Consider the following 22432-nt stretch of genomic DNA (forward strand, 5'->3'; position numbering starts at 1 on the left):
ATGACGAAAGCAGCCCTGAGAGCCGAATTCCTGAAGCGCCGCATGGCGTTGGCGGAACAGGAGAGGAGTCGCCTGGATGATCTGATCCTGATCCTTTTTCAGCAATGGTATTGGCCAGACCAGCTGCAAATGGTTTTGTCTTATTGGCCGCTAAGAGAAAGAGCAGAACCCAATACTTTTTTACTGACAGATTTCATGGAGTTCCGGATTCCGGAACTGCGGTTATGCTACCCTGTTATCAATGCCAAAGCCTCCACAATGGAAGCGAGGCTGGTAGACATGGACACCGATTATGTGAAAAATCAATATGGAATTGCAGAGCCGAAAACTGAGGAGGTAATAGCACCCATTGAACTGGACCTGGTATTGGTGCCCTTGCTGGCGGTGGATAAAAAAGGGTACCGCCTGGGATATGGAAAAGGCTTTTACGATCGCTACCTGTCACAGGTAAGAACTGATTGTTATACCCTGGGAATTAGTTATTTTGAACCGGTAGAGGAGATCCCGGAGCGGGATGAATATGATCTGCCACTGAATGGCTGTTTAACCCCGGATGCATTTTATGAATTTTAATTTTCCCTTGCTGAAGCCCCTGCGGATCTTGTTGTTTCCGTTTTCACTGGTTTACTGGCTGGCCATTTTTGTACGCAATAAACTCTATGATGCAAATATCCTGAAAGCTGCAAAGTTTAATATTCCCATTGTATGCGTGGGTAATATTGCTGCAGGCGGAACCGGTAAATCGCCTATGGTGGAATGGATCCTGCGACAGTTTGAAAAGGAACTGCAACTCGCAACTCTGAGCAGGGGGTATAAGCGTAAAACCAGGGGCTATGCGCTGGCCAATGAAACCACCACTGCATTGGAAATTGGGGATGAACCCATGCAGTTTCACCTGAAGTTTCCGGATGTTTCAGTAGCGGTTGGAGAAGAAAGGGTAGTGGCAGTACCCTTGTTGCTGCATGATCGTCCGGATACCAAATTGATTGTGCTGGATGATGCATATCAGCATCGGGCGATTGAGGCGGGGTTGAATATTGTGCTAACAGATTACAGTAATTTATACACGCGCGACTGGTACCTGCCAACAGGAGATCTGAGAGATGAAAAGCGAAGTGCCGCCAGGGCGGACCTGATCGTGGTAACCAAATGCCCGCTTAACCTGAGCCAGGAAGATGCAGAACTGATCCGGCAGGAATTGAATCCGGCTCCTCATCAGCAGGTGTTTTTTTCGGGCATCACCTATGGCAAACCCTACCAGTTGGTGGACAGACAGGAAACAGTATTAAGTGCTGAAATGGAAGTGTTGCTGGTAACCGGTATTGCGAATCCCAAGCCACTTAAACGTTATCTGGCCAACCAGGTAGGCAGTTATGAACAACTGGCCTATAGTGATCACCATATTTTCACCATTGACGATATAAAAGAGATCCAGCGAAAATTCAACCAGTTGGGAGGGGGGCAGAAATTGATCCTGACCACTGAAAAGGATGCGGTTCGCTTAATTAAATTCCAGCAGGAACTGAGGGACTGGCCGATCTATGTGTTGCCCATCGAAATGACATTTTTATTTGATGCGGGGGACCGGGTTCGCACGATAATCGGTACATTTAGTAAACAGTATTCTCCTTCTGCTTAACTATGAAAAAATGAGTAAAAAGAAATCTTCTTCAAAGAAAAATAAGGCAAAAGGTACTGGTCCTGAGTTGCCGGTAGGCAGACTTGATATAACCCGAAGTGGAATGGGATTTGTGATCATAGAGGGACTGGAACAGGATATACTGGTAAAGCCGAATGATTTCAATACCGCCTTACATGGAGATAAAGTAAAAGTGCAGGTGATGCGTTCCTCCGGAAGAGGTGGTGGACGCCTGCAGGGAATGATTACAGAAGTGGTAGAGCGCAAGCAGCAATCCTTCCTGGGTAAGATAGAGCTAAGTAAAAGTTTTGCCTTTTTCATTCCGGAAACAGACAAACCCATGCCGGATATTTATATCCCGCTGGATAAACTGCATGGGGCTGAGAATGGCGCGCGGGCAGTAGTGAAAATTGTGGAATGGTCGAACAACAAGAAGCCGGTAGGGGAAGTGATGGAAGTACTGAAAGAAGAGGCTGCGAATGATACGGCGATGAAAGAAATCCTGCTGGAGAATGGATTTCCACTTTCATTCCCGGAGGATGTGCTGGAGGAAACAGCCCGCATACCGGAAACACTGGATGCAAAGGAGATTGCAAAGCGCAAGGATATGCGGGAGGTGCTGACCTTTACGATAGATCCTATGGATGCGAAGGATTTTGATGATGCCTTATCGATACAATCGGTGAAAGGAGGATATGAGATCGGGGTGCATATCGCGGATGTGAGTTATTATGTAGAGCCCGAGACCGAGCTGGATAAGGAAGCTTATCTGCGCGCAACTTCGGTGTATTTACCTGACCGGGTGAATCCCATGTTGCCGGAAAAGATATCCAATGAACTCTGTTCCCTGCGGCCGCATGAAGACAAGTTCACGTTCTCGGCAGTATTCCTGATCAATGCAAGAGGAGATGTAAAGGAGAGTTGGCTTGGCAGAACTGTGACCCATTCGGATCATCGGTTTACCTATGAAGAGGTGCAGGAGATCATCGAGAATGAAGATGGGTTGTACAAAGAGGAAATACTGCTGCTGAATAAATTTGCGCAGCGCATGCGCAAACAGCGTTTTAAAAAAGGCGCGATCAATTTCTCCTCCCAGGAAGTTCGCTTCAAGCTGGATGAGAACCGCAAGCCAATAGGCATCATGATTAAGGAGAGCAAGGAAGCGCATCAGTTGATCGAAGAGTTTATGTTGCTGGCAAACCGGACCGTGGCAGAATTCATCAGCAAGATAGAAGTCAATAAAAAGACATTGCCCTTTCCATACCGGGTGCATGATCAGCCGGATGAGGAAAAGCTTACACCCTTTGCAGCATTTGCCCTCAAATTCGGACATACGTTTCATACCAAATCACCGGAGCAGATTGCAGCATCCTTTAACCAGTTGTTACAGGATGTGCAGGGCAAGCCCGAGCAGCATGTGCTGGAGCAGTTAGGCATCCGTACCATGGCGAAAGCGGTATATACGACCAAGAATATAGGGCATTATGGATTGGGATTTGAGCATTATGCACACTTCACTTCTCCTATTCGCCGCTACCCGGATGTATTGGTGCATCGCGTGCTGCAGCAGGTGCTGGATGAACAATACCTGCCAGACAAGAAGATGGAAGAAAAGTGTAAACACTGCAGTGAACGCGAGCGGGCAGCAATGGATTCAGAAAGAGCTTCCAACAAATACAAACAGGTGGAATACCTGATGAATTTTCTCGGGGATGAATTTGACGGCGTGATCAGCGGGGTATCTTCCTTTGGATTCTGGGTGGAAACGGTTGAGCATAAATGTGAGGGATTGGTAAGTATTACAAGCTTATCTGAATATGATGATTTCCGGCATGTGGAGTCGGATTATATGCTGGCCGGCAGAAGATCGGGGCGGACCTTTCGAATGGGGGATAAAGTGAGGATCAGGGTGGTGGCAGCCAACCTGGAAAAGCGCCAGCTGGATTACGAGTGGGTAATCGCAACCGCCATGAAAGAAGAAACCGGGGATGCGAGAGCAAGAAAAGCGGCAGCTAAAAAAGCAGGAAATAAAAAACACGGAAAGAAAAAATAAGACATTGGAAGAATCCATCAGTATAAATAAGTTCATCAGTGATACCGGTTATTGCTCCAGAAGAGAGGCCGATGACCTGATTGTAGCAGGAAGAGTGTTGTTGAATGGTCGTAAGGCCAAACCAGGAAACCGGGTAAAGCCAGGCGATGAAGTAGAAGTGGATGGCAGTTTGATTACACGCAAGCAAAAAGAGAAACCGGTATATATCCTGCTCAATAAACCGGTAGGCATAACTACTACCACGGAAGAACATGTGGCGGGTAATATTATTTCCTTTCTGAATTATCCCAAACGAGTGTTTCCCATAGGCAGGCTGGATAAGGATTCAGAGGGACTTATCCTGCTTACCAATGATGGCGATATTGTAAACAAAGTGTTGCGGGCAGGAAATGCTCACGAGAAAGAATACCAGGTGAGGGTGAATAAGCCTATTGGTCCCGGTTTTGTAGACCAGATGGAAAAAGGCATACCTATACTGGATACAGTAACACTACCCTGTAAGGTTCGGGTAACAGGTAAGCAGCAATTTACAATCATACTAACGCAGGGGCTTAACCGACAAATCCGGCGTATGTGTGAATACCTCGGGTATGAGGTAACAGCGCTGAGAAGGGTACGATTCATGCACCTGACAATTGGCAACCTGGCTATAGGAAAATGGCGGATGCTGAGTCCGGTTGAACTGGAGAAATTGAATGCGGCCATTGAAGATTCTTCCGGACTACCGGTGAAGATTAAACGAATCAAACCGGAGAGGGCTCCAAAAATTAAAAAGGCGCCTAAAGAAGCACCTGTAGAAAAGGAAACTGTTAAGGCTAAGGCAAGGCCAGCAGCCAAACCAGTTGGCAAAATGGAAAAAGAGCCCGCAAAGAAGGGCTCTTATAAAGCGTTTCGGCAGAAAGGTCGCCAGCGCTAATGGTTGGATGGATTACCATCCTCCACCTCCACCACCGCCGCCTCCACCGCCACTTGATCCTCCGCCTCTGCTGCCACCACTGCTGCTGCTTGGTGGGGTGGATGAGGAAGAAATGGTACTGGATAAACCGGAGGATACGCCCCTGGTCAAATCAGCAAATTGCAGATTTTGTGAAAAGCCCCTGCCTGCATGAAAATAACCTGGTTGATATCCCTGCTCCAGTGCTTTTTTCAGAATGGAATCAAATTGTTCCGCCCATTCGTTTTCAACTTTTAAGGCGATCGCATAGGGGAGGTAACGTTCAAACAGATCCAATGTTTTTTCAGGAGGAGCGAGGGTATTGAACATTCGTTGCTCGGTATGCTCCAGGTACATTTTGAACCCTTCAATATGGTCGGCGATCATTCGGCCTTCTTTAGTATAAGCGGGTAAGATCTTGTAAAAGAAGATCAGGGTAATCAGCAGTACTATGAGGCAGGTGGCTGCAAAAATTCCAAGGGGAACGGTAAAGTTTTGGACCAGGAAAAAAATGCTGGCGCCAAAACAAATGAAGAGCAGAAAGGCACCCCAGAAAATAACTCCGCGGTTTAAGGAAAAATAACCCTCTTTTTTGTTGTGCCCTTTTTCTAATTGGAACTTATTCTTCAGTTGGGTTTCCAGAGAAGTATAAAGTGATTTCAGTGTGCTGTTATAGGTACCTGCTTTTAACTGCATGCCATAGAGGGCAGAAATATCCAGACCGAATCGTTGCATCAGTACACTGGCACTGGGACTAGCAACATGCCTGACATTATTAAACACGTATTCGGTACCTGCAAACCAGGAACCACCCTTGTTCACTTCAATTTCCAGCTGTTTTTGAACTGCTGCATCTACCAGGCTGGCAACAAACAGATGAGAGCCGTATTGCTGCTGTTGGATATACCCTACATCAGCGGGGCGTAAACCGGCAGGAGGTTCAAACTGCGGAAAGATGGTACCCTTCTCGGGGTCTTTTCCTTTTTTTCGCCAGATATTCCAGTAAAACAAAGGAACAAAAAAAAGCACGGCCAGCAGGAAGGGCACCAGCCAGTTGGCGCGCATGAAATTGAGTGCATCATCCGCCTTTCCGGGAGGAATAAGAATACCTTTTTGGATATCAGCAGCGATGGTGAGTCCCTCGTAGGGCTGGAGTCCACGGGTTGTCTGAAATTGAATCGTATTGCCGGTTGGTTTGGTAAAACTGCAGTATTGTTCTGTGGAGCCCATCAGTCCGGTATAACATTGCTGGGCGCCGATTTCAGCCTGCGAGGGGAATTCCAGGGTAGCTGCAACCGTATCAAACCGAAAGCCCCAGCCATTGCCATTTACATTCCAGTAGAGTTCATCGCGATCCTGATGGAAAATCAGCTGGCGGTTGGTTTCGTATTTCAGCACATAGGTATAAATCCCTTTGGGAAGAAGATAATCCGCATTACCAATCTGCACCCGGGTTCCATTCTCGAGTGATTGGGTACTGTAGTTTTCTTCCTTACCATCAAGGGTAACCGATTTCAGGTTAAATCCTGTATGCACCCAATAGCCTTTCTGGTGCAGGTATTTGGTTGGAAAATCGCGCAGGATGCCACGCTTGATATCATCGTTCTCGCTGAGTGCACCACCCTCTCCATTGTAAATTTTGATGGTTTCGGTAACCTCGATTTGTCCGTCAGGTTGAACCTTCAGGTAGGAATGAAAATTGAGTACACGATCCGATTCATCAGCTTCCATCAGGGGATGAACAGAGGCCGGTGTTGAAATAATGCGCTCCAGCGCTTCATTCAGTTTGGAGAGATAGGCAGCCTGCCTCGATTGAAAAGCAGGAGAGCCAGTGGCGGGAATGCCGGGCCTGAATTTCATATCCAGTTCCCGGAAGGAAAACAGGGAAAGGGATTTAACTAATTCGGCTATACGGGGCCGATAGGCATTGTAGCGATCATTAAAAAGAGACGGGCCCACAGCTCTATTTGCAGCTGCAGTCCGAAGTGTGGAGCTGGTGATGGAATCCACCATGGTAGGTGGAATATAGTTGGCTGAATAGTCGGTAATGGTGAAGCCTTCCTGCGCAAAAGCGGATCGAAGCAGCAGGCAGCAACAGCCGAGCAGGAAAAGCAATCTGAATGTTCGCATAAGCGGGTCAGTTAGGAACCGAATTTTACTTTTGGTACTTCCCGGCTTTCCGGATTTTCTTCAAAGAAAGGTTCAGCTTTGAAACCGAACAGGGAAGCCACGATATTACTCGGAAACACTTCTACAGAAGAATTGAGATTGCGGACAGTGGCATTGTAGTAACGACGGCTCTGGTTCAGATTGGTTTCAATTTCCTTCAGATCCTGCTGGAGTTGCAGGAAATTCTGATTGGCTTTGAGTTCGGGATACGCTTCTGCCAGGGCAAAGAACTTACTAAGAGCAGCATTCAGCTGGTTGCTGGCTTCCATCTGTTGGGCGGGTGAAGTTCCTGCCTGTAATTGATTGCGCCATTTAATTACATCGGTGAGGGTACTGCTTTCGTGAAGGGCATATCCTTTCACGGTTTCCACCAGGTTGGGAATAAGATCGTTGCGTTGTTGCAGGAAAGTGCCAATACCACTCCAGCCTTCCCGGACCAGAATTCGCTGTTTTACGAGGCGGTTGTAGAAGTAGATCATTACAATTCCAACCAGAACGATGATGAGTATAACCAGGTAGGAGACTGCCATGGATTAAATTTATTTATAATAATAAGGTTTTTCGTGAAATTCGCCCAAAAGGATTAAACAAGACAAGTAACAGGTATTATTGCAGAAATATTTGTACAGGTATGAAGAGAGGGTTCAGTGAAATCGCTAAACAGGCTCCTGTGGGATTGTGTACCCTCATAGGTGAGGAATTTATTGTAGAAATGGCGAATGAAGCCTATCTCGAAATGGCTGACAAAACAGAAGAGGAAGTTTTAAATAAACGGCTATTTGAGGTGATCCCGGAAATTCGGGAACTGGTAGAACCTGTATTTTTTAATGTTTATCACACCGGGATTCCTTTCACTGCAACAGATTATAGGGTTGTTTTAAATCGAAGCGGGAAACCCCAAACAGCCTATTTTAATCTGATTTACCAACCCTTGCGCAATGAGGAAAGCAATATTGTTGGCATCATTGTAATTGCCATTGAGGTAACTGATTTGGTAGTATCCAGGAAAAAACTGGAGCAAAGGGAGCAGAATTTTCGCCAAATGGTGATGGATTCTCCAATTGCCATGACCATATTAAGAGGGCGGGATTTGAGAATTGAAATGGCGAATGAACTGATGTTAACCAGGTTTTGGAGACGCACAGCAGCAGAGGTGAATGGCAGGCCACTGCTGGAGGTATTTCCGGAGCTCAAAGGTCAGCGATTTCCTGATTTGCTGTTGAACGTGCTGGAATCTGGCCAGGTATGCCGGGATAAGGAGGCTGAGGCGATTATTGATGCGCAGGATGGTCGCAAAGTTTTTTACATGGATTTTGAATATGCGCCTCTCATGGAAGATTCGGAAGAAGGGGTGACAGGTGTTATGGTGAGTGCCTATGATGTAACTGAAACGGTACTTGCAAAGCGAGCAGCAAAAGAGGCAGAGGAACGGTTGAAACTGGCCATTGAATCAACCGGAATGGGAACCTATGAAGTTGATCTGCTGAGTAATGAAATGACTCATTCCCGTAGTTTCCTCCAAATATTTGGTATGAATCCGGATTTGCCGGTGGATAGAAAGGAATTGGTAAGCAGGATTCATCCGGATGACCTGGAAATCCGGCGCAAGGCGCATGAGCGATCTTTAAAAACAGGCGTACTTACCTACGAATTCAGGTTAAACAGGGGAGACAATGAATGGCATTGGATCAAAGCCTGGGGCAGGGTATTGTTTGATGAATCAGGAAAACCAATTCGGTTAACCGGGACCATCCTGGACACAACTGATGAGAAACTCACCTTGCTGGCATTAAGAAGCAGTGAGAAGCGATTCAGAACTCTGGCTGATACATTGCCAGCCATGGTTTGGATAAGTGATCCTGAGGGGAATCTGTATTATTACAATCGATCTGTGCACGAATATTCGGGTTTCACACCTGAAGAGTTAGCGAGGGTTGGATGGCTTGAAATTGTTCATCCCGAAGATCGCGAAGAGAATGTTGCCAAATGGATGCACTGTATCCAGACCCAGGAACCATTTTTGTTTGAGCATCGCTTCCGCAGGCATGATGGGGCGTATCGCTGGCAACTGAGCAGGGCGGTTCCTCAATACAATGAAAATGGGCAGGTGGAAATGTGGGTTGGAAGTAGTACTGATATTCATGAGCACAAAATATTTGCGGATGAATTGGAGGAACAGGTAATCCAGCGTACGCAGGAATTGATCAATTCAAATGAAGCATTGCTGAAGTCGAATACGGAATTGGCCCAATTTGCATATGTAGCCAGTCATGATTTACAGGAACCCCTGCGTAAGATCCAGACTTTTGTAACCATGGTGTCTGACCTGGAAAGAACCCGGATTTCTGAAAAAGGTGCAGAAATTCTCCAACGCTTACGGTCAACCGCAGAACGCATGCAACAACTGGTAATTGATCTGCTATCTTATTCCAGGGTAAATAAGATGGAAAATCATTTTGCCAAAACGGATTTGAACTACCTGGTGCACAGCATTCTTCAACAGTTGGAAGAAAGGATTGATCACCTTCGAATCAAATTGCAACTGGATACCTTACCGGTGATATGGGCAGTGCCTTTTCAAATGGAGCAGTTGTTTACCAATCTGCTAAGCAATGCAATCAAATTTTCCGATCCTTCCAAATCCTCCAAAATTGAAGTTCGTTATCAGCACTTGCCTGCAGGAACAGAAAAGAGTGCGTTGTTGAATGAGACATGGGATTATCACAAAATTGAAATCGCGGATAACGGGATTGGATTTGATAATGAATACAAGGAAAAAATATTCCAGGTATTCCAGCGGCTGCATGGAAAAGATATTTTTCCCGGTACCGGAATCGGTCTTGCTATTTGCAAAAAGATCATCGATAATCACCAGGGCCTAATCAGCGCCAATGGGGCTATAGGTGAGGGGGCATTGTTTACGATTTATATCCCCGATTTTTCTCCTGAAGGCCTCTCCAATATTTAATTGGTTCCATCCATAAAACGGAAACTGCACCCGCCAGCAAGCAATAGAGATACAGGTTGGTTTCGAGGTGACGGAAACCAAAGAAATCACGGAAGGCCGGGATCCATAATAACAGTATTGTCAACAATACGGTGAGGAAAGTGATCAGGGGTATCAGTCGGTTCCGGTACTGAATCGTGGTGAAAATGGTAAAGCGAAAAGACCGGTTGACAAGAGTTAAAAAGATATTCGCGGTCACCAGCGTCAGAAACACCATGGTGCGTGTAGCCGTTTCATCCAGTCCGGATCTCCAGGCATACTGATAAATACCAAGGCAGGCAGCTGTTATAACCAATCCCTGTACAACACTCACACTAAGTTCGGACCAGCTGAAGAAAGTAGATTGAAAGGGACGGGGAGGGGCCTGCATGGTACCAGCTTCCATCGGTTCATTTTCATAGATGATGGAACAGGTAGGACCCATAATCAGTTCCAGGAAAATCACATGAACCGGAGTGAAAATGCTGGGGAAAGCCCAGCCTAAAACCAGCGGAATAAATACAGTGAGGATGATTGGAATGTGAATGGAAATAATGTACCGGATGGCTTTTTTGAGGTTGGTATAAATTTTCCGGCCCATGGCAACAGCTTCTGCCATCTTGCCCAGGTCATCGTCAGTAATAACCAGCGAGGCTGCTTTTTTAGCCAGCTCCGAACCTTGGTTGCCCATGGCAATACCAATATGGGCTGCTTTTAACGCGGGACCATCATTCACTCCATCACCTGTCATGGCTACCACTTCCTGGTTGGCTTTCAGGGCTTCAATGATGCGCAGTTTCGCTTCCGGAAAGAGGCGCGCATACAATTGGTATTGTTCCACTTCCTGCTTAAGCGCGGCATCGGAAAGTTTCACCAGTTCATTGCCCTCTATAACGGTGTCGCTACCACGAAAATGAATTTCTTTTGCAATGGACTGGGTAGTCAGGGCATTGTCGCCGGTTAAAATTTTCACCTTGATACCGGCATTGTAGAACGTCTCCAATACTTGCTGAATGCCTTGTTTGGGTGGATCATAAAATGCGATAAGTCCTAATAACCGGAACTGAATTTCCTGCTGGGTTTCCGGATACGCGCGAGATTCCGGATCAAATATACCCTCTGCTATTCCAAGCACGCGATAACCCTGCTTCGCAAAAGTTTCAATAGCCTGATAATAGTCGGAATGTTGGCTGGCAGGAATCTGACTCACGTTTAAAATAGCTTCAGGAGCACCTTTGGCGGCGATGATGCGTTGCCCGTCGGCGGACCTGAAAATATGTGTCATCATAGGAGGTTTGCCTCCCAGCGGATATTCTTTTTCCATTTGGTAAGCCGGACGTTCATCCTGCTCACGGCCTTGTATATACGCTTCGTGCAGAGCCTTTTCCATCGGGTCGAAGGGGATGGGTTCACTGCCAAACATAGCCACCCGGATCAGTTCTTTGATGGCAGGTGAGTGGGAGTTTGCAGGATCATGAAAACTGCGATCCTCCCAGCTGTACAAGCCAGCCAGCGACATCCGGTTTTCGGTAAGGGTGCCGGTTTTATCGGTGCAGATAACAGAAGCGGAGCCAAGTGCTTCTACAGTAGTAGTTTGTTTTACGATGATTCCTTTCTGCAGGAGTCGCCAGGCACCCAGCGCCATAAACGTGGTGAAGGCAACAGGGATTTCTTCCGGCAGAATACTCATCGCAAGGGTGAGGGCTTTGAGCAGGCTATCCAGAATGATTCTTGTTTGCAGGTAATGAATCAACCATACAATTACAAAAACCAAAATGCCTGCCAGGGCCATTTTTTTTACAAAGGAGGCGATCTGAGCCTGCAGCGGGGTGGGTTCTTCTTTAATACTGACCAGCTGTTTGCCGATTTGTCCCATCCGGGTTCGCTTACCCGTTGCTGTTACCCTTGCAATTGCTAGTCCGCCTGTGACAAGAGTTCCCTGGTAGAGTTCATCATTGCGTTCATCGTTGTCACTGACAGATTTGGTAACTGTAAAAGATTCACCCGTTAGAATAGATTCGTTTACGCTGCAATCATTGGCCTGGAGAATGGTGCCATCTGCCGGTATCAAATTGCCTTCTTCAACTATGAAAATATCTCCAGGTACCAGTTCGCTGGAGGGTATGGTCTGGTGCTGGCCATCCCGGATCACCTGGGTAAGGGGTTCAGTGAGTTTTTTGAGCGCATCCAGGGCATGTCTGCTTCTCGCATCCTGGTAAAGAGAAATGGTGCTGACCAATACAGTTGCTACCACCATAAAAATCCCTTCACCTGTTTGGCCGCTGATGAAGTATAAAATAGAGGCAGCCAGCAGCAGGATGAACATCGGTTCTCTGAAGAGGTCCTTTACAGCTCTCCAGATGGGCGATTCACCGTCCTTCTCTAGTTCATTGAGGCCATACTTTTCCCTGGCTGCTGCTACTTCATCTGCATTCAGGCCAGTAAATTGTATGGATGAGGGTTCGGCCATTTAGTTATTGCTAACTGGTAAAAAGTTTTTTGAATGTTGGTGTCACTCTTGCCTTGGCTGCCTGTTCGAATGCAAAAGCAAGACCAAGCAGTACGGACTCTGAATACGCCGGACCAAAGAAAGAGAAACCTACCGGGAGTTCATAAACCAGTCCGGCTGGCACAGTGATGTGCGGATATCCGGAAACTGCAGCAGGAGAAGTCAGCGAAACATCTCCCCAGCGATCACCATACCAGAGATCAATGGCGCAGGATGGCCCCATAGTAATACCGGCAATAGCATCCAGTTGGTTGGCTTTGATCACATCATCCAGAATCTTACGTGAACCTATATGCGAAGCTTGCAGCGCTTCCTTGTATTCTTTTGAATCCAGTCCGCCTAATGCTTCACAGGCTTCCAGGGTTTCCTGTTTGAAGTAGGGCATGGCGCGGTCAACATTGGCTTTATTGAAGGCGATGACTTCGGCGAGGCTTTTCACTTTCGCATTACCGTTAGCCAGGTACTTGTTGACACCCTCCTTGAATTCGTATTTCAGCACATTGTATTCATGCCGACCCAGTTCATCAATTTTATCAAGGTATTCAATCTCAACAACGGTCGCACCCTGGGCAGTTAAAAGCGCCTTGCATTTGTCCAGTAAAGCAAGTATGTAATGATTGGTTCCCTGAGGTTTTTTCTCTATGCCAATTCGTTTGCCTGCCAATGCTTTTGCATCCAGGAATTGCGTGTAGTCCTTTGCTGCTTTACCCTGAGCAGCAACAGAAGCAGGATCCTGTTGATCAGTGGCAGTTAATGCACTTAATGTTATGGCTACATCGGTAACTGTTCTGCCCATGGGGCCTGCAGTGTCCTGGGTGTGGGAAATTGGAATGATGCCAGATCTGCTGAGTAATCCAACTGTAGGTTTCAATCCCACCAGGGCGGCTACAGAAGAGGGACAGGTAATGGATCCATCAGTTTCTGTACCTATGGTGATGGCTGCTAAGTTAGCTGCTGCTGCAGTACCGGAACCGGAACTGGAACCACAGGGGTTATGCGTGAGCAGGTAGGGACTGCGTGTTTGTCCGCCTCTGCTGCTCCAGCCGGAGCAGGAACGATTGGACCTGAAGTTTGCCCATTCCGACAGGTTGGTTTTACCCAGGATGATGGCCCCTGCTGCTCTTAGCTGTTGTACAATAAAGGCATCTTTGGATGCGATATTTCCTTCCAGGGCCAGGGCACCGGCGGTTGTCTGCATTTTGTCAGCCGTATCAATATTGTCTTTGATAAGAATAGGAATGCCATGTAGGGGACCGCGAACCTTACCATCTTTTCTTTCCTTGTCAAGGTCTTTGGCAATTGCCAAAGCGTCGGGATTGAGTTCAATAACGGAATTTAAAAGCGGACCATCTCTATCAATAGCATGAATCCGGTCTATGTACAACTGGGTAATGGCTGCAGCAGTATATTTTCCTGAAGCCATTGCCTCCTGTAATTGAGGGATAGTCCACTCGAGGAGTTCAAACCGGTCTTCCTGATCCTCCGATGTTTTGGTTTCTTTGGGCGTTTCGGTTTTGCAGCCTACCAGGCTGGCGGCCGTAACGGAGAGTCCGGCCAGGCTACCACTTTTTAAAAAATTACGACGATTCATAACATTGAATGTACTGAATCTGTCAGTTATCTGGAGCAGGTTGGGGTGAGATTTCTACAACCTGTTGATGGTGTACCTCTGTTGGGGTATAAAACCCTGAACGTTTCCGTTATAGGGTGCTGGCATAGGAATTGAACTTATACAATTAGTTTTTCATAGGATATTGGATTTAAAAACGGGGTGTATGTCAATACTGCCCTCAATCTTGAACTACAATCAGAACAAAACAAAAGCCCCTGCATTTTTGATGCGGGGGCTTTGTATACTGCTACTAATATAAAGTCTTAAATGTATTTTGTTTTACCTGGAACTGCAATTGGATAGAATCCGTCTGCACCTGGAACAATTGGTGGTGCGGCTGTCCAGCTGAACTCTTTGGGCATAATATCAAGTCCGGAGTTGATTGCTTTATCCCATTCAATCACCTGACCGCTGTAGGTGGCCATACGACCCAGGACGGAAGTCATGCTGCTTTTAGCTCCATTTTCTGCATCTGCAAATTTGTATTGACCCTTTGCGATGGCTGCAAACAGTTCATCATGTTCCGTCTGATAGGGGTTGTTTTCTGTATTGCTGTCGAACTTATAAAGTTGTTTTCCTTTGTTATCTGTGATACTGCCGGCTCCGGTAGCTATTCTTCCTTTGGTACCGATCAGTAATTCATCCACGCGCGCCATGGTGCCGGGAATATGGCGGCACTGGCTGTTGAGAATGGAACCATCTGCATACGTGAATTCCACATAGTGGTGATCAAAAATCTCACCATGATCTTTCCCATTCCGTACCTGGCGGCCGCCCATCCCCTGGGCTTTTACGGGGTAGCCACCTTTGAACCAGTTGATGACATCAATATTGTGAATATGCTGCTCGGTAATGTGATCGCCGCAAAGCCAGTTGAAATAATACCAGTTGCGCATCTGGTATTCCATTTCTGTTTGTCCGGGTTTACGCTCCCGCACCCAAACACCATCATTATTCCACCAGGCTTGTGCTGAAGTGATTTCTCCGATCAGGTCTTTGCGTTTAAAGAGTTCGCGGTAGGAGTTTTGGTAATGACGCTGCAAACCAACCACCACATTCAGTTTTTTCTGTTTAGCGATGGCTGCAGCCGCCAGAACTTTCTGTACACCTGCAGGATCTACTGCAACCGGCTTCTCCATGAAAATATGTTTGCCCTGTTTAACAGCTTCTTCAAAATGAATAGGGCGGAAACCGGGAGGAGTGGCCAGGATAACTACATCGGCAAGTGGAATAGCTTTCTGGTAGCTATCAAAACCACTGAAGCGTCTATCTTCCGGAACATCGATTTTTGCTTTGATGGTTGGGTTTTCTGCTGCTTCACCCATGATGGCTTTCAGCGAATTGTCAAGATTGTCGCGAAAAGCATCTGCCATCGCCACCAATTTTACATTTTGCTTGGTAAGCAGGGCCTGGATGGCAGCACCGGTACCACGACCGCCACAACCAACAAGGGCAACTTTAATAATATCTGAGGAACCTGAGAAAAAATTGGCCTGTGAAAGCAGGGGCGCGGCCATCAGTCCGCCAGCCAGCAAACCTGAATTTTTTACAAACTCGCGGCGGCTTTTGCCGGCATCATTGGAAGCATCGTGTATCATATCGGAAGTTTAGAGGTTTGAATGTAGTTGGTTTCCCTGGTTAATTATGTTACAATTTTATCCATTAGTTGCCTAATATTTCCTTGAAGAAGGCAGCTGCTTCTTCTTTTGTGGGTTGCTGCAGAGGGCGCACCACGCGAAAACCAACTGATGCGGCATCCGTCAGCCACCAGCGGCTCTTTGGGATTTGCGGATCTCTTTTGTTCCAGGAGGGGTCAGATTGTTGACGGTCTGAGCAGCGCAGGGCTGGCTCCAGATCTGTATATCCACCCCCTTTTAAAACCTTGGGGTATTTGACAGGATTCACTGCAACCCGGGGATCCTGTGGCTCACCGGTCAATTGTTGCAGGCGATCTTCCTGGTAGTGATCCAGGGTCCACTCACTTACATTCCCCAGCATATCATAGAGGCCCCAGGCATTTGGTTTTTTCTGTCCGCTTTTCTGAAACTTGTTTTTGCTGTTGCCTTTGAACCAGGCATAGTCGCCAAGTTGTTTGGGATCATCACCATAGTAATAAGCAGTAGTGCTACCTGCCTTACAGGCATATTCCCATTCGGCTTCTGTGGGCAGGCGATAGAAGATGCCGGTTTTATCATACAGCCAGCGGCAGAACATCAGGGCAGTAAACTGCGACATAGAATTGACCGGGAAGCCACCTTCCTTGCCCATGCCCCAGGTAAGATCGATGTACTGGGCGCTTGGCCGGGTAACGGCATCCACTTTAGAGTTCTGGCTGGTGTTGGCATCTTTGAAATAGACATCGAAAATATCTCTGCTGAGTTCAAAGCTGGCCATCCAGAAGGCGGAGAGCTGAACCTTTTGTTGCGGACTTTCATCCGGCTGGCGGTTTTTCTCCGTATCCGGGCTGCCCATTAAAAAGGAGCCAGCTGGAATTGGCACCATGGACATTTCCAGGGGGGTGCCCGGAATGGTTTGTTTGTAGGGTTTGAAATCCGGGTTATTTTCCTGGGCCAGGGTAAACTGTGAAAGCGAAAGCAGCAATCCACCTGCTGCAAGGATTTTCTTCATACTCATACAACTAAGCTATAAATCTAGGATTAATGTTCTGGTTCAGGTGACGCAAACGTTTTCATAAATTCTTCAAAGCCACGAGTGTGCCTGAACAGCAGTTGTTCATTTTTGTATTCCGCCACCAGGAAATCGGCATTCCATTTTCGGGCCAGGCGTTTCGCTTTTCTGTAGGAAAGCAGGCTGACGGACTTGGTCAGCCAGTCGGCTACTAAAGGATCCTTTGCTATAACGGTAACGGATAAGCGTTTTGTAATACCATACCCGGTTTTAGGATTCAGGATATGGGAATAACGCTTGCCTTCATGTTCCATGTATTGATAAAGATCGCCGGAGGTAGTGACAGAATGATCTTTTAAAAGAAGGTGTTCATGTAACCATTCTGCTTCGTGGTGGGGGGTATTGATTGCCACAACCCAGCCGGCTTTACCGGGGGGATTTCCTCTTGCAGTGATATCGCCGCTCACATCCACCAGGGCGGCAGTAATGCCCTGGTCAAGCAGGAAACGCATCACTTTTTCTCCTATATATCCTTGTGCGATGCCACCCAGATCGAGCTGGATACCTGCTTTGAGCATGCGGGCGGTACCTGTTTTAGGATCCAGCTGCAGGTATTTCATGCCAGTCAGTTCTTTGGCGGCAGCAATGGCTTCTTTGGAAGGCCATTGATCGGATTGGCGGGCTGCGCGCCAGAGTTTGGTCAGTCGGCCTATGGAAATATCAAAACTGCCCTTGCTGGTGGCGTGGGCTCTTTTGCTCAGCAGCAGGATATCAAAAAGGGCAGGAGAAATCGGATGATAGGTGGCGGTATCAGCAGCAGTTGCGCAGAATTGATTGAGTTCGCTGTTGGGGTCATAATCCGTAAAGATGGCAGCCAGGCTGTCAACGATATGAAAAGCACGGGCAGCAATCTGTTGTGCCTGCAGGCTGTCGGTATGATAAAATACAATGGTAAAAGGCGAGGCCATTTTGGTTTCCACAAACTCGAAGCGTTTCGGTTGTGCGTAACTGGTATAGCCGGCAATTAACCAGGACAGGGAAAAAATTAACTTCTGGATCAAATTGGTCGTTTTTGAACGGGATTCCGGTAAATTTAGTCATCAAATTGTTTTCCATGCAAAGAAGAAATTTTGTTCGCCAGTCTTTACTGGCTGGGGGAGCCCTGGCCGGCGGTGTTTTAACAGGAACCGGTGCCCTGGCAGCAGCCGGGGATAAACTGGATACCAGTTCTTTATCCGATAAACCCTTCAACCTGGATTATGCCTTTCATGATGGGATGTTTTCGAGCCATGCCGGCAAAGATTTTATCGAGCAGATCAAGTTTGGGCACAGCATGGGCTTCCGGTCCATTGAGGACAATGGCATGATGGGGCGTTCGGTGGACCAGCAGAAAAAGATAGGCGAAACCCTCGCCAAACTGGGCATGCGGATGGGGGTGTTTGTGATCACCTCGGACAGCTGGCATTGGAAAACATCTTTGACTACCGGTAAGAAAGAGCATATTGACCGGATGAAAAAGGATTGCTATCAAGCAATTGAAGTAGCCAAGCGTTGTGGAGCAAAATGGATGACCGTAGTGCCTGGCAATTATGATCGCAGTCTGCCCCATGATCAGCAAACCGCGAATGTGATAGAAGCTTTGCGCATTGCATCGGATATTCTGGCACCGCATGGATTGGTGATGGTGCTGGAAGCGCTGAGTGATAATCCGGACTTGTTCCTTCGTTATACCAACCAGACCTATATGATCTGCAGGGCGGTTAATAGTCCGGCTTGCAAGTTCTTATATGATATGTACCACATGCAGCGCAATGAAGGAGATATCATCAAAAACATTGACCGCACCTGGTCGGAAACGCCTTATTTCCAGATTGGTGATAATCCGGGCAGAAATGAGCCGGGAACAGGTGAAATGAATTACCGCAATATTTTCAAACACATTCATTCAAAAGGATACAAAGGAATATTGGGAATGGAGCATGGAAATGCGAAACCTGGGAAAGAGGGAGAGCTGGCGTTGATAAAAGCTTATCGCGATGCAGATAATTTTATCTAGCAGGTAAAGTTTTCAGAAATTGGACTAATCCTGCTTAAATATTAACCTTCTTATAGCGAAGGGTAGAAAGCAACAACGCAAAAGGACTAAATTGAAGGCGAAACAATAAACCTTCATCAAAATTGCGCTCGTGAAGTTTTCTACCCTTTTTTTAGCGGCAGCGATGACACTGACTGCCGGCAGGATTACAGCACAGGAAAATGAAAATGCTCCTGCTTCGTTTAACCATATCCGTTCAACACATTCCTTTACCAGTGGTCTGATTGCTCCATTTCCATCGAGGTATGGAAGAGAAGCCGTATATAGTGATGAACTGGCCTACCTGTATTTCAACAAGCAGTTACAGGAACCTAAGGAAGGCGCAAGTGTAGGAACTACCGCAGACGGACAACCGATCGTTTGGGAATCATTGGATATTGACAGCACAGGCCGGCTTCGTCCAAAAAGAGGGCGGGCATTGGGAGGCGCACCTGCGGGCCCGGGTGTACGGGCCGGAGCAACCCGGGGTGGATTATCCTGGGGCAGCCGGATTATTTATCTGACCTATACAGCACCCAAAGCACAAACAGCGATATTATCAGTAAAAGGAAACAGCAGTGTATTGATCAATGGAGAAATGCATACAGGTGATCCGTACAACATGGGATTTCTGTTCATACCGGTTCAACTGAAAAAAGGAAAGAATGAATTTTTCCTTCGTGGATCAACAGCAGTAGCCAGTTTGTTATTTCCATCCAAACCGGTGCAGTTGCAGGCGGAAGATATGACCTTGCCACATATTGTACCAGGCGTACAAACCGGAATGCAGGAAGGAGGCGTGGTGATCATGAATACAGGCAATCAACCCCTGAAGGGATTGCGTATTCAGGCCATCGTATCGGGACAAAGCCAGGAGACAACCTTGCCCGATATACCGGCCATGAGTACGCGAAAAGTTGCTTTTCGCTTTGATGGAACCGGCATCACAACAAAAGGAGCTTTTACCGGAACCTTGAATTTATTGAATGGCAGAACGATCCTGGATCAGCGATCTTTCACAGTGGAGAGTATGAATCCGGGAGATGCTTATAGCAGCACCTTTATCAGTGAGATCGATGGAAGTTTGCAATATTATTCGGTACGTCCCCAAACTCCAGGTTCTGTTTGGGAGCCAGGAAAAAATGCCTTGTTTTTATCTGTGCATGGGGCGGGAGTGGAAGCGATCAGCCAGGCAAGAGCATATAAATCCAAAGATTGGGGAACCCTGGTAGCAGCAACGAACAGAAGGCCACGTGGCTTTAACTGGGAGGACTGGGGCCGCCTGGATGCGCTGGAAGTATTGAGTATTGCAAAACAACGATTCCAGCCGGATCCCGCAAAAGTGTACCTGACAGGGCACTCCATGGGAGGACATGGTACCTGGTTTTTAGGAGCAACTTATCCCGATAAATGGGCGGCGATTGCACCCTGTGCGGGATATCCTACAATGAAAGGGTATGGTTCGGCAGACGGACTCATTCCTGATTCCAGTGGTAACCTGTATGAGCAGCTATTGCTCCGGGCCAGTAACCAGAGTGATGTAATTAAGCTGGCAACCAATTATAAACATCATGGCGTTTATATTTTCCATGGAGATGATGACCGTACGGTATCGGTTCGGTATGCTCGCCAGATGAGAGAGTTGCTGGGAACCTTCCAGCCTGATTTTGTGCATTATGAATATCCGGGAGGAAGTCACTGGTTTGGAGATCACAGTGTGGACTGGAAACCATTGTTTGATTATTTCCAGTGGCATGAACGTTTGCCGGACAGCAGTGTAAGCAGTATTGATTTCACAACTGCGCATCCGGGCATATCAGCCAGTTCACGCTGGGCGACCATCCTGCATCAGCAGGAGATACTGGAGTATAGCAGGGTGCAGTTGAATCGCAACCGTGCAAAAGGACTGATCAGTGGTACTACCACAAATATCAAATTACTGCAACTGGATTTGTCCGATTTTTCAGTTGGAAGCACTGTGGAAATAAGACTAGACAGTTTATCGATGGTGAAACATATTGTTGGAACCTCTTCTGATAAAATTGTGTTGCAAAGAACAGCATCCGGATGGGAAAAAGGGGTAGCGCCAACAGCAGATCAAAAAGGTCCACATCGTTATGGAACATTGAAAGAGGCTTTCAATAACCGAATGGTATTTGTGGTTGGAACAATTGGTAATAAAGAGGAGAATGCCTGGAACTGGAACAAGGCACGCTATGATGCGGAGACCTGGTATTACCGGGGAAATGGCGCGGTAGATATCATAACGGACAAAGAGTATTCACTGGAAAAATACAAAGACAGGGGAGTGATCCTGATAGGTAATAAGAGTACCAATGCGGCCTGGAATATGCTGTTGGCGGATTGTCCGATTCAGGTAGAGCGCAACCTGATTACTGCAGGTGAGCAGCGTTGGGAAGGGGATGACCTGGCTACTTATTTTGTATGGCCGTTGAAAAACTCTTCTCAAGCATCGGTGGCGGTATTAACCGGTACCGGCATGAAAGGTAACAATGCTGCTTATGCGAATCAATACTTCGCGGGTGCCAGTGGATTTCCGGACTACATGATCTTCAGCTTTGACATGTTGAAAGAAGGAGCAAAGCACCTGAAGCTGACCGGCTTCTTTGATGAGAACTGGAAGTTGAAATAGTGTTCAGCTAATAGGTTTGAGCCCGTTTGCAGGAAACTGCAGGCGGGCTTTTTTATAAGGCCATATCGCACAAGAATACATGCGAACTGTCAGTGCCGAAAAATAAAGTTTGTGCTCTTTTGGGATTATTACTGTAGCGTAGTTTATAAACAGTATCTCTTATTACTGCAGGATTCCACCAGGAGGGTCTATCTGCAAAAGAAGTGCTTAGAGTCAAGGAATCCGGATGATTATAAATAGAAATCTCGTAATTTTTTTGTTGTACGATTCGTTTCAGTTCATCTGGGCAAAGTTGAATTTCCATCCAGATGCAACAGTCCAGGATCGGCAGTAGCTGATCTTTGGTATTTCTTATTGTAACGCAATTTTCAAGAGGCGGTTTGAAAAGAACTGAATAAATCTGTTCTGGCGTTTTCGGACTGGAGTTTTTAATAATTCTGCTGAGATTTTCAGTCATGTTTCGGGATCCTGTGAAAAGTAGTATAGCGGTAATTGCTACAACAATCAGTATAGCACCTACAAGTATTCTTTTTGTTGATAGCATATGGGTATAAAAACTTGAATTAAAAAAGCTGGTAGGATTCCAGCCGAAAATTAATCAGGTCTGATTTTGCACTATCTCGGGTTGCATTGCTTGCATCCGGATCTGCTCCTGCATCAATAAGTTCCTTAAAAACCTTTCTTAATTGTTCGATGAGGATTCCATTTTGTAAGTCTGCACTGGGATTGTTTATCATTTGTCTAGCATCCAAAATAGCCCTTCCTAAACATGAATTTCCATATGAATCGGTAGCATTTGGATTGGCTTTATTTTCCAACATTCGTTTCAAAAGAGAAAAAGCTTTGTCGAATTTTGAAGTATCCTGTTGAAGGGTATAACTATTGAATATGGTAGCCCTTATGCAATCGTGCAACACAGGTGTAGTCCATTCATTAATGGTGGATGTTTCCTGAAAGTTGACATCTGATCCGCGATCAATCAATAGTTGAGCAATTTCAAACCGGCCTGTTTTAAATGCCAGTTGAAGTCCGGATTGTCCATCGTCTTTTTTGGGTGGTGCAACATTGCAAACTTTCAGGTATTCCGGCTTTTCATCCAGGAGCCGGTTTAAAGTTGCCAGGTCTCCATCAGTTATAGCTTTGAAATAGGTCTTGATTTCTTTTTTCGTCATAAC

At 46.6% G+C, this 22432-nt stretch carries 16 protein-coding genes; 7 read left to right on the plus strand and 9 right to left on the minus strand.

The genetic code is table 11. The features are described 5' to 3' along the window. The 4 genes from L0U88_RS10290 to rluF are packed head-to-tail and all read left to right on the plus strand — an operon-like array spanning position 1 to position 4608. The gene (locus tag L0U88_RS10290) at positions 1 to 573 is read left to right on the plus strand and encodes a 5-formyltetrahydrofolate cyclo-ligase (RefSeq protein ID WP_234865964.1); all 573 of its coding nucleotides are present in this window, start codon (positions 1 to 3) and stop codon (positions 571 to 573) included. Then, the gene (gene lpxK, locus L0U88_RS10295; protein WP_234865965.1) at positions 563 to 1639 is read left to right on the plus strand and encodes a tetraacyldisaccharide 4'-kinase; all 1077 of its coding nucleotides are present in this window, start codon (positions 563 to 565) and stop codon (positions 1637 to 1639) included. Before L0U88_RS10290 ends, lpxK begins: the two co-directional genes overlap by 11 nt. A 10-nt stretch (positions 1640 to 1649) precedes the next feature. Beyond that, positions 1650 to 3692: a ribonuclease R gene (gene rnr / locus L0U88_RS10300; RefSeq protein WP_234865966.1), complete on the plus strand. Its 2043-nt coding sequence runs from the start codon at positions 1650 to 1652 to the stop codon at positions 3690 to 3692. 4 nt (positions 3693 to 3696) lie between these two features. Beyond that, entirely contained in the window at positions 3697 to 4608 is a 912-nt protein-coding gene (gene rluF, locus L0U88_RS10305) for a 23S rRNA pseudouridine(2604) synthase RluF (protein ID WP_234865967.1), read from the plus strand. 12 nt (positions 4609 to 4620) lie between these two features. Here rluF and L0U88_RS10310 read toward each other — a convergent pair whose 3' ends face one another. Next, a complete protein-coding gene (locus L0U88_RS10310; RefSeq protein ID WP_234865968.1) occupies positions 4621 to 6756 on the minus strand; it encodes a DUF2207 domain-containing protein in 2136 nt (711 codons plus the stop codon). A gap of 11 nt (positions 6757 to 6767) precedes the next feature. After that, on the minus strand, positions 6768 to 7325 hold the full coding sequence (locus L0U88_RS10315) for a LemA family protein (protein ID WP_234865969.1): 558 nt from the start codon (positions 7323 to 7325) through the stop codon (positions 6768 to 6770). A gap of 101 nt (positions 7326 to 7426) precedes the next feature. Here L0U88_RS10315 and L0U88_RS10320 point away from each other — a divergent pair, with 101 nt between their 5' ends. Then, on the plus strand, positions 7427 to 9763 hold the full coding sequence (locus L0U88_RS10320) for a PAS domain-containing sensor histidine kinase (protein WP_234865970.1): 2337 nt from the start codon (positions 7427 to 7429) through the stop codon (positions 9761 to 9763). On the opposite strand, the gene L0U88_RS10325 is transcribed toward L0U88_RS10320, so the two are convergent. The 5 genes from L0U88_RS10325 to L0U88_RS10345 form a co-directional block, all read right to left on the minus strand. Beyond that, entirely contained in the window at positions 9714 to 12251 is a 2538-nt protein-coding gene (locus L0U88_RS10325; protein ID WP_234865971.1) for a cation-translocating P-type ATPase, read from the minus strand. The two genes, L0U88_RS10320 and L0U88_RS10325, sit on opposite strands and share 50 nt — an antisense overlap. Positions 12252 to 12261: 10 nt before the next feature. Then, positions 12262 to 13881 (minus strand): amidase, encoded by a 1620-nt coding sequence (locus tag L0U88_RS10330; RefSeq protein WP_234865972.1) that lies wholly within the window; start codon positions 13879 to 13881, stop codon positions 12262 to 12264. 284 nt (positions 13882 to 14165) lie between these two features. Beyond that, positions 14166 to 15500, minus strand: a complete 1335-nt coding sequence (locus L0U88_RS10335) for a Gfo/Idh/MocA family protein (protein ID WP_234865973.1) — start codon at positions 15498 to 15500, stop codon at positions 14166 to 14168. Positions 15501 to 15564: 64 nt separating this feature from the next. Next, a complete protein-coding gene (locus L0U88_RS10340; protein WP_234865974.1) occupies positions 15565 to 16530 on the minus strand; it encodes a formylglycine-generating enzyme family protein in 966 nt (321 codons plus the stop codon). Positions 16531 to 16559: 29 nt separating this feature from the next. Then, positions 16560 to 17591 (minus strand): FAD:protein FMN transferase, encoded by a 1032-nt coding sequence (locus L0U88_RS10345; protein ID WP_234865975.1) that lies wholly within the window; start codon positions 17589 to 17591, stop codon positions 16560 to 16562. A 53-nt stretch (positions 17592 to 17644) separates the two neighbouring features. On the opposite strand from L0U88_RS10345, the gene L0U88_RS10350 reads away from it, so the two are divergent. Then, positions 17645 to 18586 carry a hydroxypyruvate isomerase family protein gene (locus tag L0U88_RS10350; RefSeq protein ID WP_234865976.1) on the plus strand — a complete coding sequence of 314 codons (942 nt, stop codon included), beginning with the start codon at positions 17645 to 17647 and terminating at the stop codon, positions 18584 to 18586. A gap of 130 nt (positions 18587 to 18716) precedes the next feature. Then, positions 18717 to 21257: a prolyl oligopeptidase family serine peptidase gene (locus L0U88_RS21065; protein WP_234865977.1), complete on the plus strand. Its 2541-nt coding sequence runs from the start codon at positions 18717 to 18719 to the stop codon at positions 21255 to 21257. 52 nt (positions 21258 to 21309) lie between these two features. Here the strand turns inward: L0U88_RS21065 and L0U88_RS10360 are convergent, their stop codons facing one another. Together L0U88_RS10360 and L0U88_RS10365 are read right to left on the minus strand one after the other, a co-directional pair. Continuing rightward, positions 21310 to 21801, minus strand: a complete 492-nt coding sequence (locus L0U88_RS10360) for a hypothetical protein (protein ID WP_234865978.1) — start codon at positions 21799 to 21801, stop codon at positions 21310 to 21312. A gap of 19 nt (positions 21802 to 21820) precedes the next feature. Next, positions 21821 to 22429 (minus strand): ankyrin repeat domain-containing protein, encoded by a 609-nt coding sequence (locus tag L0U88_RS10365; RefSeq protein ID WP_234865979.1) that lies wholly within the window; start codon positions 22427 to 22429, stop codon positions 21821 to 21823. Positions 22430 to 22432 lie beyond the last annotated feature (3 nt).

It is taken from the genome of Flavihumibacter fluminis (assembly GCF_021491375.1).
Classification (GTDB): Bacteria; Bacteroidota; Bacteroidia; order Chitinophagales; family Chitinophagaceae; genus Flavihumibacter; species Flavihumibacter fluminis.